Here is a 12601-nt window from a genome sequence, read left to right as displayed (position 1 = left end):
GATAATCCTTCAACAAAAACAGTCCGTTACACCCGGAATGCCTCGACGTTTCCGGCATGGCCGGCTGTTGTTCGAATTTCTCCAACGCCTACGGAAAACCCTCCATGTTCGCGCCCAGATTCCTCCCCAGATTCCAAGGAAAACATTTCGCTCTCGCTGCCACGCTTCTGGCATCCGCCACGTCGGCTCTCGCCCAGGAGGCCGCCAGCGGCCCCGTCACCGAACTCGAAACGATCAAGATCACCGGCAACTGGCTGGAAGAGCCGAACGAAGAGAAGGTGCTGAAACATGCCGGCGCCCGCACGATCCTCGATCGCGAGCAGTTCGAGGAAAGGGGCGCGCAGGATATCCGCGATGCGCTGAACCAGATCCCCGGTGTCCAGGTGCAGGAGGCCAACGGCACCGGCGGCAGCGACGTGTCGCTGAATCTCGGCGTGCGCGGCCTGACCTCGCGCCTGTCGCCGCGCTCCACCGTGCTGATGGACGGCATCCCGCTGGCCTATGCGCCCTATGGCCAGCCGCAGCTGTCGCTCTTCCCGCTGACGCTTGGAAATGTCGAGACGATCGACGTGGTGCGCGGCGCCGGTTCGGTGCGCTACGGGCCGCAGAATGTCGGCGGCATCATCAATTTCGCCACCCGTCCGATCCCCGAGGATTTCACCGCCCGTTTCGCCTCGGGCGCGGAAGTCGCCGGCAATAACGGCCATGTGAAAGCGACGCCGAATTTCCTGATCGGCGGCACCAACGACGACGGGCTCGGCGCCGCCATCCTCTATTCCGGCATCCACGGCGAGGGCTATCGCGACGCCAACGACCGCACCGATATCGACGATATCATCGCCAAGGGCGCTTACGAATTTTCCGATACCGACAAGCTCGGCATCCAGTTCCACCATTACGAGGGCAAGGGCAGGATGCCGGGCGGCCTGACGAGCGCCGAATATGACGCCGATCCCTATCAATCCACCCGCCGCTACGACGATTTCAGCGGCCGCCGCAACGACATCTCGCTGCGTTACCAGCATGACGACGGCGACAACAATTTCGAAGTGCTGACCTATTACGTCGATTCCTTCCGCGGCAGCCATGTCGAGCAGCAGGGCACGGGCGCCAATGCCGGCCGCTATCGCCTGACGTCGGCGCCGCGCAGCTACAGCTATTTCGGCATCGAGCCACGTTATTCCAGGCTCTTCGAACTCGGCGGCATCACCCAGGAAGTGACGGTCGGCTATCGTTACCTCTGGGAAGAAAGCTCGGAAGTCGCCTCCCGCACGTCCTTCTACGACAGGGCGTCGGGCGTTAATCCGACCACGCTTGCCTCGCCGACCTACCAGACGAGCGACGGAGGCACGATCGCGCACGCCTTCTACATCGACGACAAGATCGAGATCGGCGACTGGACGATCACGCCAGGCATCCGCTACGAGATGATCAGCACGCATAATGACGTGGTCAATCTCAACGCCAGCGGCGGCGTCACCAGCGCGCTCTATCCGTCGATCGAGGCCAAGGAGGCCCTGCCGACGCTGTCGGCCTCCTACCGGCTCACCAACGACCTGACCGTTTTCGCCAATGTCGGCGTTTCCTTCGGCCCGCAGCAATATAGCCAGCTCGCTTCCACCACCGAGGGCCTGCACCCCGAAAAGGCGACGACCTACGAAATCGGCCTGCATTACGAAGGCGACAGCTGGAGCGCCGAACTGACCGCCTTCAACATCGATTTCGACAAGGAACTCTATCTCGGCCGCACCATCGTCGGCGAGGGCATCTGGACCGATCTCGGCGCCACCCGCCACCGCGGCATCGAATCCGCCGTCAATTACGACATCGGCGATGTCGTGCCGGCGCTGGACGGCCTGTCGCTGTCCGCGAGCTACACCTATACGGAAGCGACCTATCAGGCGGGCGCCTTCGAAGGCCGCGATCTGCCCTTCTATTCGCGGCAGGTCGCCTCGCTCGGCGCGCGTTACCGCTACAACGACTGGATCTTCAATGCCGACCTGCAGGCCCAGTCGAAGCAGCATTCGCCGGGCTCGGCCGATGCCGGCGCGACCTACGTGACGGAGGAGGATGCGACGGGCCGCCTCGGCGACATTCCGGGCTACGGCACCGTCAACCTGCGCGTCGCCTACCAGCCGGAAGACAACAAGAATGCCCCGCAATTCGCCTTCGGCGTGAAGAACCTGTTCGACAAGGACTATTTCACCCGCTCGACGGACAATAACGGCGGCAAGTTCGCGGGCCAGCCGCGCACCTTCTTCGTCAACGCCTCGGTCGCCTTCTGACGGCGAATGAATCCATCCGGCGGCGCCGGTCGCCGGATGGAAATCCGCATCGGCCTTCCTAGATTAATCCATGCCGGTTTTTTTCACCGACGGCCGGATCGGCTGGGACGATGCATAGCCAGATCTCGTTTCATATCGGCCGGATAGGAAGGAATATGGTCATGCGTAAGGTCATTGCAGCAGCCTCGATCATTCTCCTCGGCTTTGCCGCCCCGGTCTTGTCCCAGACCCTCGGTGACATGGATTATTCCGGCCGCTTCGGCGGCATGCCGCCCGGCACCGTGCCGGATGCCAATGCAAGCGGCGGCGGTATCTCCATTCCGCTCGAACCCGTTGAAAGCGACAATGTGACCGTCGTCATTCCGTCCGACCGGACGGCATGCCCGCGGCCCGGCACCCGCGCCTATCGCACGGCCGAGCGTGACGGCACGCTGGCCGCCGCCTGCCGCTGACGGGAACAGCGGCTAAAGCCGCAGGATAGCAACGCTATTTGCCGTTCCTGTGCAGGATCACGCCCAGTTCATGCCATTCGCGGCCGTCGCGCTGGATCAGCGCGTCGGCGCAGGCCGGTCCCATGCTGCCGGGGGCGTAAGGGTCGGGAATGCGGTCGTCCTTCGCCCATTCGTCCAGGAAGGGCTGCACCGCCGCCCAGCCGGCCTCGATGCCGTCGGCGCGCTGGAACAGCGTCTGGTCGCCGATGAAGAGGTCGTAGAGCAGGGATTCGTAACCGGTCGTCTTGCCGATGTCGAACTTGTCGGCATAACGGAAATCCAGTGAGACCGGCACGGTATCGACCGATTGCCCCGGCGACTTGATGGAAATCTCCATGCTCATGCCCTCGTCGGGCTGCACCTGGATGACGAGCCTGTTCGGCGGCAGGCGGCGGTTGACTTCCGTCTCGCGGAACTGCGCGAAGGGAACGGGCTGGAAAGTGATGACGATCTCGGTGTCGCGCGCCGTCATCGCCTTGCCGGTGCGCAGATAGAAGGGAACGCCGGCCCAGCGCCAAGTGTCGGCATAGAGCTTCAGGGCCACATAGGTCTCGGTCTTGCTGGCGGGCGAAACGTCCTTCGTCTCGCGATAGGCGGGCAGATCGACGCCGTTCAGCGGGCCGGCGGTATAGGCCCCGCGCACCCCGTTCGCTCTGGCTTCCTCCGGCGTATAGATGCGCAGCGCCTTCAGCACCTTGCTCTTCTCGTTGCGGATCGCCTCGGCGTCGAAACTGTTCGGCGGCTCCATGGCGATCATCGCCAGAAGCTGGAAGAGATGGTTGGGGATCATGTCGCGCAGCGCGCCGGTCGCGTCGTAGAACTTGCCGCGCGTGCCGACATCGACGATCTCCGAGGCGGTGATCTGCACATGGTCGATATAGCGGTTGTTCCACAGGGATTCGATCATCATGTTGGCGAAACGCGCCGTCATCAGGTTCTGCACCGTTTCCTTGCCGAGGAAATGGTCGAGCCGGTAGACTTGGCTTTCCTCCACGCAGGCAAGAATGCGCGCATTGAGCGCGCGCGCCGAAGCGAGATCGGTGCCGAAGGGCTTTTCGATCGCCACGCGGCGGAAACAGCCGCCGCTTTCGTCCATCAGCCCGAGGCCGGCAAGCTTCTCCACGATCGGCCCGAAGAAACTCGGCGGCACCGCAAGATAGAAGGCCGCGTTGCAGGTCGTGCCGAGCCGCTTGCCGATTTCGAGGAAAATGTCGTCCTTGGTGAAATCGCCCTGCAGGTAGGAGATGCGCGAGCGCAGGCTCTCCCAGGCCTCGTCCTTGCTGCTCGCCTCCTCGCCCTCGAGATGGGAGAGGAACGCATCCAGCCGCTGGCGCAGAAATTCGTCGTCGCCGGGCTCGATGCCGACGCCGAGAATGTTCAGATCCGCGCCGACCAGACGGCTGCGGGTGAGGTTGATGATGGCCGGAACCAGCAGTCGCCGTGTCAGGTCGCCGGTGGCGCCGAAGATGACGAGAGTGACGGGCGGGGTGGGGTGAGCGTCCATGCGTGCCATCTCCTGCTGGATTGTCCCGGCCGAATATAAAGCGCTTCCGCTTTACCGCAAGGGAACCTGCAGCCCAATGATAACAAGCATTTGACAGAGCGCCGCGGTGGCGGCGCAATATTGCGGAGCGGAACCTGTCTTGCCAGGGCAGCCTAGCTGCTCTTCGTCTCGTCCGTATTGCTGTCGGCCGCCGGTTGCTGGGTGGCGGACGTATTCGCGGTCGTCGTCGTGCCCGTCTCGCCGCCGGCCTGTGCGGCGGGCTTCGTCTCGCTCTTCACCGGCCAGGTGATGTAATAGTTCTGCGTGCCCACCTGCCCGAAATAGACTTCGTTGCCGGTGCCCTTTTCGATGAAGCTGCCGTTCTCGCTTCTGACGAGGCGCCCGTGCGAATCGCGCTGCAGATGGTCGCGCAGGAAATCGTTCCAGTCGTCGGTCTCGATCGCGGTGCCCTTCTTCTGCTCGATATCGGCTTCCTTGGGATCGGTGACGTCCCAGGCCTTGATCGAAACGCCCTCGGTCGGATCGGTCACGGTCAGCTGGCCCTTCTCGAAAGCGGCCAGCATGGCGGCTTCCTGGCTGCCTTCGCCCTTGGCCTCGGCCGCGGCCGTCATGTTCTGGCGGAGCAGCGCCATGAAGGAGGCGGTGGTGATATCGGTGCTGGCAACGGTGTTGCCGTCAGCGTCCGTCGATCCGGCCTTGCCGGCATCGATCCTGTCGAGCATGACCGACAGCGCCGAGCGGGACTGCGAAGGAAGGCTGGAATAATCGTGTTCGCTGGCGGCGCTGCTGCCGGAACTGCTCTGCGAGGAGCCGCCCTTGATCACCTGCAGCGCGATCTGCGCTGACGCAAGCCGCATGTCGGAAACGGAAGTAACCATCTCGAAATCTCTTTGTCAGGCCCTGCGCGATGCGCAAGGGCGTTTGATGAATAGCGACGGAAGCCATGAATGTCGCGGGCGCACGTCTGGATTGAGAAACCCCAGGGCGAACCGCTACACTTCAAACTTTGCGTGTGGCTTGCCGATTGCCGACAAAGCGGCACCGGCAGCGATCGCCGCCGGTGTCCGGGAAATCGGGATGGTTTCAGGTCAGGCCTTCACGGCCACCATGAACAGGCGCGGGAACTTCAGCAGCACTTTCCCGTCGGCGGCCTTCGGATAGGCCCTGTCGATGCGCTCCAGGTAGTCGGCGAGAAACGCCTCGCGATGGTCCTCGCCGGCATGGTCGAGATAGGGGCGCAGGCCCGTTCCCTTGACCCATTCGACGATCGCGGCCGCATCGTCCATCGGGTGATTGTAGATCGTGTGCCAGATATCGACCCGCGCGGATTTGGCAATCAGCCGGCTGTAATAGGTCGATGGCGGCGGCAGCACGTTGCGCCGCACGCTCCTGGCCTCGAACGCAGCCTTCCAGGCTCCCGCATGGGCCGTCTCCTCCATCGCCAGATGGCTCGGCTCGCCGAGATTGTCGGGCATCTGCACGGCAAGCACGCCGCCCGGCGCCAGCCCGTCCATCAGCCGGTCGAAAATATCGAGATGGTTGGGCAGCCACTGGAAGACGGCATTGGCAAAGAGCAGGTCCGCCGGTTCGGACGGCTGCCAGGTGGACAGGTCTGCCTCCACGAAAGCCGTGCCCGGCAGGCGCTTGCGGGCTGCCTCCAGCATGTTCAGGTCGCTGTCGAGGCCCGATACGTTGGCCACGCCGTAGCGGTCGATGATGAGCTCGGTCGAATTGCCCGGCCCGCAGCCGAGATCGACCGCATGGCGCAGCGCCGTCAGCGGCACCTGTGCGAGCAGGTCGCGCGCCGGGCGCGTGCGCTCATCCTCGAATTTCACATATTGGCTGGCTGACCATGCCATCGTCTTTCTCCTGATGTTGCGGGAAATGTGCCGGCAATTGCCTGCGCAACAGCCGCGGGCCTCCGGAGGCGCCGGAAGCTTTTGGCGGTCGTGAGCGGGAAACCGGCCGCCTGTCGTGCAGCCCCTGGAACGCTGAGGAGCGGCGGAAGAAACCGCGCCGCCCATAGCTCTCGCCGCCATTCCTCTCAGGAATCCCCCTGTTGAAAGGGGCGAAACTGCTAGTGGACGGGTCGCTGCTGGGCATGCCGCAATTCTGTCGATGAAACGGGGCCGGCGCAAGGCGCGCCGGAGGAAAATCCTTGTAGATCCGTTATATGACAGTTTTCAGAAGAGGGGGATCGGCCGCAAGGGCCGACCCGCTCACGCCGCCAGGATCGTAATCCCGTGGGCGTTTGCCGCCGCGCGCATGCGCGCCGCCGTTTCCGGCGAAGGGCTGCCCTGCGGCTGTTCGCTGACGCCTTCGGTCTCGATGAATTCCGCCATGTCGCGGTCGACGACCGCTGAAAAGACCGCAGGCACGCTTCCGTTATTGGCGTAGCCGTGCACCATGAAGGGCGCGATGGTGACGATGTCGCCGGCGCTGGCTTCGATCTCTTCCGGCCCGGTATCGGTGAGCCGCCAGATCGTCAGCGTGCCCTCGATGATGCGGAAGACTTCCGGGCTTGCATGGGCGTGGCGCGGCGTCTTGCCGCCGGGCGCGACCGTCACGTCGAAAATGTTGAGCCAGTTGCCTGTCAGGCGAGCCCGTCGCTCGACCTTGTCACCCAGCACGAAGAAACTTTTTGCCTCCGTCCGGGCATCCGTTTTCACAAATGAGTTGGACATGATGTCTCTTTCTTGTTCTTGCGGGGCGGTCCGATAGACCTTCGCGGCCGCTTTGGCAACCGCCGCAAAATCGGGGAGGGGCGGAAAACAGGCGGCTTTTGCACGCTTCGAAGCCCTCGGGCCGACCGCGATCATATCGGTACGGCGTCTCCGCTTCGCAAGGGCGGTCGGCCGGCGACCGTCATTTCTGTAATATCGCCGACACAGAAGAGGTGCATAGAACGCGCCGATCCTTCCCCGCCAATCCGGCCATATCACCAGCGGAGCAACCCCATGTCTTCTCTTCCCGTCGTCGGCGCCGCCATGACGCTCGACGAACTCGAAACCCATCGTGACTGGCTTTTCGAAAAGTCCCGCGATCTCGAATTGCAGAGCTTCATCAACGCCGACGTTCTGAACGGCGACTGGACGCCGCGTGCCGAGCGCGCCCGCAAGCTGCTCGACGGCTTCAAGGGCCGCGTCGGCATCCATGGTCCGTTCTGGGGCTTCATCATCGCCTCGCAGGACCCGGATATCCGCTCCGTCGTTTCCCGCCGCATGCTGCAGGGCCTCGACGTCTGCGCCGCGATCGGCGGCACGCACATGGTCGTTCACAGCCCCTATACGACCTGGGGCTATAACAACCTCGACAACAATCCCGGCGAACGCGAGAATATCGTCGAATATTGCCATCAGACGATGCGCGATGCGGTCAGGCGCGCCGAGGAAATCGGCTGCACGATCGTCATCGAGAACATCGAGGACAAGGACCCGCATATCCGCGTGGCGCTTGCCGAAAGCTTCAATTCGCCGGCTGTTGCCGTTTCCATCGATACCGGCCATGCGCATTACGCCCACGGCTCCACCGGCGCTCCGCCGGTCGATTATTACGTCCACGCCGCCGGCAACCGCCTCGGCCATGTCCACCTGCAGGATGCCGACGGTTATGCCGACCGCCACTGGCCGCTCGGCCAGGGCACCGTCAACTGGCGCGCCGTTTTCGCAGCCCTTGCCAGGCTGGAAAGCAATCCGCGCCTGATCATCGAGATCAAGGACAAGTCGAAGATCATCGCTTCGGCCGAATACCTGGCCTCGCTCGGCCTCGCCCAGTAAACGCGGCCGGCGGCGGGATATCGCTCTCGCCGCCGCGCTTCAATCGCGCATCGCCCAGCGGATGCCCGCGGCGACGCACAGCCCCAGAAGCGGCCATATCGCCCAGAACGTCCCGTGCCATGTCAGCATGTTGATGGCGACGATGCCGGCCCCGATCACGGCAAGGGGGGTGACGCGCCGGTCGAACCGGTCCTGCATCCGCGCCCATGCCATCGCCGCCACGAAGGCAAAGGCAAGCAGCGGCCATACCGCCCAGAACTCGCCTTCCCAGGTGGCGATGTTGATGACGACGAGCATGGCGCCGATGACGGCGAGGATGCTGCCAAGCTTGCGCAGGCGGCCGCGCGGCGGTGCCGGTGCCGGTGGCGCCGCCGCGGTCATCTCGGCGGCCCGTTGCGGCGCGACACTTGCGGGCGTCTGCGGCTCCGCCCCGATGCTGCCGATATTGCCGATGCGCACGGCATAACTCGGCACGGCATCGGCGACGTTCTTCATCTCCAGGGCGCCCAGGAAGTCGAACGCGACCGCCACCTTGTTGCGCACCTGATCGTAGACCGTGTTCGAGATCACGATCCCGCCGGCCGGCGCCGAGGCCTGCAGCCGGGCGGCGATATTGACGCCGTCGCCATAGATATCCTCGCCCTCGACGATGACGTCGCCGAGATTGATGCCGATGCGAAAGAGCATGCGCCCGTCCGTGGGCCGCGCGGCATTCTTGCCGGCAAGCTCGTTCTGCACGTCGATAGCCGCCCGCACCGCCTCGACCACGCTCGGGAAATCGGCAAGCAACCCGTCGCCCCAGGTATTGACCACCCGCCCGCCATGGGCGGCGATGAGACGGGACATGCCGTCGCGATAATGCTTGAGCATGGCGAGCGTGCCTTCCTCGTCCGCGCCCATCAGGCGCGTATAGTCCTGCACGTCGGCTGCAAAGATCGTCGTCAGCTTGCGTTGCGTCTCGCTCATGAAATCCCCCGTCGCCGCCGGCATGCGAAAACAAACTCAAGGCATGGCAAGCGAATCCGCAAGATCGCGGCACGCTTCAAGCCGGTTTCGTCAACCTATAGGTGGGATCGCAATCGTGTTTCGGTAGTCCGCCCCGGCGCGGGCCGCCTGTTTGCGATCCCTAGAATTGCGTGATCACGCTGATGCCGGTGCCTTCCGCCTTGTCGAGCGTCATCAGCGCCGGCACCGCCTCCTCAAGGCTGATGCGCCGGCCGATCAGTTTCTGCGGCGCGATCCTGCCGGCGGCGAGCATGGACAGCATCGCGTCATAGCGCCATGCCTGCATGCCGTGGCTGCCGTAGATTTCCAGCTCGTGGCCGATCACCTGCGCCATCGGGATCTGCGGCGTCGAATAGTCGCCGAGCATCAGCCCCACCTGCACATGCCGGCCGCGGCGGCGCAGGTTCCGGATCGAGTTGAAGCAGGTGACGGGATGGCCGAGCGCGTCGATGGACACATGCGCGCCGCCGCCGGTGATCTCGCGCACGGCTTCCGCGACGTCGGCGACCGTGGACGCGTTGACCGTCGCCACCGCCCCGCATTGGCGCGCAAAGGCAAGCTTCTCCTCGGAAATGTCGACGCCGATCGCATTGGCGCCGAGCGCCGAAGCGATCATGATCGCCGAAAGCCCGACGCCGCCGCAGCCATGCACGGCGATCCATTCGCCCGGGCCGGTGCGCGCCTGGTCGGCAACCGCGCGGAAGGACGTGGCGAAGCGGCAGCCGAGGCTTGCCGCCGTGGCGTCGTCCACGCTGTCGGGCAGATGCACCAGATTGGTGTCGGCATAGTCGATGCCGACATATTCGGCAAACGAGCCCCAATGGGTGAAGCCCGGCTGGAACTGGTTGGGGCAGACCTGCTGGTTGCCGGAATGGCACTCGCTGCAATGGCCGCAGCCGGAAACGAAGGGCACCGTCACCCGGTCGCCGACCTTGAAGCGCACGACGCCCCTGCCGGCCGCAACGATCCTGCCGGCAAGCTCGTGGCCCGGCACATGCGGCAGCCGGATATCCGGATCGTGCCCCATCCAGCCGTGCCAGTCGCTGCGGCAAAGCCCGGTCGCGCCGACCGCAATCACCACGCCGCCTTCCGTCGGTGTCGGGTCCGGCACGGTGCGGATCTCGGGCGCCTGTCCGAAGGCTTCGTAATACATGGCTTTCATCTGTTCTTCTCCTCAGCCGGCATCGGCGCGTCCCCGTCCATGATGGCATGGGGCGAGGCTTTTCATCCAGTCGCCTTCCATCATTTTCCTTGATGAACCCATCGTCTCAAGGCGATGGCACGCGCATCAATATTTCAATCGCAGCACGCGATCGGGCATTTTCTTGCTTCGGTGTTGCAACTGTCAATTTGCGCTTGACCCTGCCCGGCAGGGAGGATTTTGCTTTGCCGACTTCAGAAGGAGAGCCGTCATGACCGTCGATACGTCGCCCCGCACGACCACCTGGACCTATGTCGAGGGCGAGTGGATTGCCGGCAACCCGCCGCTGATCGGCCCCACCTCCCACGCCATGTGGCTGGGCTCGACCGTCTTCGACGGCGCCCGCTGGTTCGACGGCATCGCGCCGGATCTCGACCTGCATTGCCAGCGCGTCAACCGCTCCGCCGTTGCCATGGGCCTGAAGCCGGTCAAGACGGCCGAGGAGATCGAGGCGCTCGCCTGGGAAGGCGTCAAGAAATTCGACGGCAAGACGCCGATCTACATCAAGCCGATGTATTGGGGCGAGCACGGTTCGCCGGGCAGCGTCGTCACCGTCGACGGCGAATCCACCCGCTTCGCGCTCTGCCTGTTCGAAGCCGCGATGGGCGGCCATGGCGGTTCTTCGCTGACGGTCTCGCCCTACCGCCGCCCGACGCCGGAAACTGCGATGACCGATGCCAAGGCAGGCTCGCTCTATCCGAACAGCGGCCGCGCCATTGCCGAGGCGAGAAGCCGCGGCTTCGACAACGCGCTGATGCGCGACATGAACGGCAACGTGGCCGAAACCGCCTCCTCGAACGTCTTCATGGTCAAGGACGGCGTGGTCTTCACCCCGGTCGCCAACCGCACCTTCCTTGCCGGCATCACGCGCCTGCGCGTCATCGGCCTCTTGCGCAAGGCCGGTTTCGACGTGCGTGAGGCGACGCTCTCCGTCGAGGATTTCATGGGGGCCGACGAGGTCTTCACCAGCGGCAACTATTCCAAGGTCGTCGCCGTCAACCGGCTCGACGGCCGCAACTTCCAGGAAGGCCCGGTCACGCGCAAGGCGCTGGAACTCTATATGGACTGGGCTTACGGCCGCTCCGGCAGCGACGAATAGCGGCTTTCGCGCTCATTCACGGGCGGGCGGCAGCGCCGGCCCTTGCCGCAGCCCGTAGAGGTCCACGCCGTCCGGGAAGCCCTTCAGCCGATGGCTTCCCATGGGGACGGCATCGGCCGGTTTCACCTCTTCGAAAAAGGCCTCCGACATCAGCAGCTGCTCGGTAAGCTCGCTGCACACGCCCTGGATACGGCTGACGAGATTCACGTCGCCGCCGATCAGCGTGAAATCCAGCCGCCGGCCGGAGCCGATATTGCCGTAGCTGACCTCGCCGTGGTGCAGCGCGATGCCGGCTTTGGCGCCGATGCCGTCATGGCTGAAACCGTCGAGCGCTTCCAGGATTGCGCGGGCGGCCGAAAGCGCCGAATGGCAGGTGCGGGCCGCATCGTAGCCGGGGAAGAAGGCAAGCACCGCATCGCCCATGAATTTCAGCACTTCGCCGCCCTGCCGCGTGATCGCCGGAATGACCCGGTCGAAATAGGCGTTCAGCAGGCCGAGCACCGTTTCGCCGGGCAGCCGGTTGGACAGTTCGGTAAAGCCCCTGAGATCGCAGAGCAGCAGGGCCGCTTGCATGGATTCGATCTCGCCCTGGCGGATGCGGCCGGCAAGGATGCGGCTTGCCGTCATCGGGCCGATATAGGTGTCGAGCAGGCTGAGCTCGACCTGGCGCAGGATGCGAAGTTCGCTCGTGTTGCGCAGCGCTGGCAGAATGCGTTCGATGACCTCGATTTCGGAGGCGCTAAAGCCGCCCGGCCGCCGGGTGCCGAAGATGGCGGCGCTCACCGGGCCGTCGGCATTGCAGAGCGGGGCGATCACCAGCTGCACCAGCTCGCGCCCGGTGAAGATGTCGAGATGCTGCCAGCGGCCGTGCGGGCTCTTGCCCGGCCCCACGATCAGCATTTCGCGCGTTTCGAACACCCTGTGCAGCGGCGTGTTGGCGATGGTAAGCCGCGTGCCGTGGTCGCGGTCGTGGATCTCCACCGGTTCGCCCGGCGCCCAGGCGATGGTGCGGCCGATGAATTCCGGATGCAGGGTCATGAGATGCAGCGTCAGCCGGTCCACGGGAACGCCGAGCGCCCGGAGGCGGCGGCCGAGGCCGGAAACCAGGCCGGCCTCGTCGAGCGCATGGCATTCGTCGCCGGTCAGCCACTCGATGAGGTCGAGCACGGCCGTCGTGTTGCGGCTGCCGGCGGGAGCCCTGGTTTCGACGGCATAGTCGATGTCGAGCAGGTCGTTCATG

General features: G+C 64.5%; 11 protein-coding genes. 4 read left to right on the top strand and 7 right to left on the bottom strand.

What is annotated here, in order from left to right; translation table 11 throughout:
* Nucleotides 1–104 precede the first annotated feature (104 nt).
* Together ACU8HS_RS03995 and ACU8HS_RS03990 are read left to right on the top strand one after the other, a co-directional pair.
* Nucleotides 105–2285, top strand: a complete 2181-nt coding sequence (locus tag ACU8HS_RS03995; protein ID WP_447015445.1) for a TonB-dependent receptor family protein — start codon at nucleotides 105–107, stop codon at nucleotides 2283–2285.
* Between the two features lie 161 nt (nucleotides 2286–2446).
* On the top strand, nucleotides 2447–2737 hold the full coding sequence (locus ACU8HS_RS03990; RefSeq protein ID WP_112568762.1) for a hypothetical protein: 291 nt from the start codon (nucleotides 2447–2449) through the stop codon (nucleotides 2735–2737).
* Nucleotides 2738–2771: 34 nt separating this feature from the next.
* Here ACU8HS_RS03990 and zwf read toward each other — a convergent pair whose 3' ends face one another.
* The 4 genes from zwf to ACU8HS_RS03970 form a co-directional block, all read right to left on the bottom strand.
* Entirely contained in the window at nucleotides 2772–4280 is a 1509-nt protein-coding gene (gene zwf / locus ACU8HS_RS03985; RefSeq protein WP_447015444.1) for a glucose-6-phosphate dehydrogenase, read from the bottom strand.
* Nucleotides 4281–4432: 152 nt separating this feature from the next.
* Nucleotides 4433–5158, bottom strand: coding sequence for a hypothetical protein (locus tag ACU8HS_RS03980; RefSeq protein ID WP_112568518.1), 726 nt, complete (start codon nucleotides 5156–5158; stop codon nucleotides 4433–4435).
* A 210-nt stretch (nucleotides 5159–5368) separates the two neighbouring features.
* Nucleotides 5369–6139 (bottom strand): trans-aconitate 2-methyltransferase, encoded by a 771-nt coding sequence (tam, locus tag ACU8HS_RS03975; protein WP_447015443.1) that lies wholly within the window; start codon nucleotides 6137–6139, stop codon nucleotides 5369–5371.
* Nucleotides 6140–6499: 360 nt separating this feature from the next.
* Nucleotides 6500–6964, bottom strand: a complete 465-nt coding sequence (locus tag ACU8HS_RS03970) for a cupin domain-containing protein (RefSeq protein ID WP_112568764.1) — start codon at nucleotides 6962–6964, stop codon at nucleotides 6500–6502.
* A gap of 273 nt (nucleotides 6965–7237) precedes the next feature.
* Here ACU8HS_RS03970 and ACU8HS_RS03965 point away from each other — a divergent pair, with 273 nt between their 5' ends.
* Nucleotides 7238–8056 carry a sugar phosphate isomerase/epimerase family protein gene (locus ACU8HS_RS03965; protein ID WP_112568522.1) on the top strand — a complete coding sequence of 273 codons (819 nt, stop codon included), beginning with the start codon at nucleotides 7238–7240 and terminating at the stop codon, nucleotides 8054–8056.
* 39 nt (nucleotides 8057–8095) lie between these two features.
* Here the strand turns inward: ACU8HS_RS03965 and ACU8HS_RS03960 are convergent, their stop codons facing one another.
* A complete protein-coding gene (locus tag ACU8HS_RS03960; RefSeq protein ID WP_113414475.1) occupies nucleotides 8096–9022 on the bottom strand; it encodes an adenylate/guanylate cyclase domain-containing protein in 927 nt (308 codons plus the stop codon).
* 160 nt (nucleotides 9023–9182) lie between these two features.
* Nucleotides 9183–10223 carry a zinc-dependent alcohol dehydrogenase family protein gene (locus tag ACU8HS_RS03955; protein WP_447015442.1) on the bottom strand — a complete coding sequence of 347 codons (1041 nt, stop codon included), beginning with the start codon at nucleotides 10221–10223 and terminating at the stop codon, nucleotides 9183–9185.
* A 250-nt stretch (nucleotides 10224–10473) separates the two neighbouring features.
* On the opposite strand from ACU8HS_RS03955, the gene ACU8HS_RS03950 reads away from it, so the two are divergent.
* Nucleotides 10474–11361: a branched-chain amino acid aminotransferase gene (locus ACU8HS_RS03950; protein ID WP_112568526.1), complete on the top strand. Its 888-nt coding sequence runs from the start codon at nucleotides 10474–10476 to the stop codon at nucleotides 11359–11361.
* A 12-nt stretch (nucleotides 11362–11373) separates the two neighbouring features.
* Here ACU8HS_RS03950 and ACU8HS_RS03945 read toward each other — a convergent pair whose 3' ends face one another.
* Complete coding sequence (locus tag ACU8HS_RS03945) at nucleotides 11374–12600, bottom strand: adenylate/guanylate cyclase domain-containing protein (protein ID WP_447015441.1); 1227 nt, start codon at nucleotides 12598–12600, stop codon at nucleotides 11374–11376.
* Nucleotide 12601: the final 1 nt, after the last annotated feature.

It is taken from the genome of Rhizobium sp. KDH_Rht_773_N, assembly GCF_052946295.1.
Note: the sequence above shows the minus strand (reverse complement) of the source record. Positions and strands in the feature narration are given on the sequence as shown.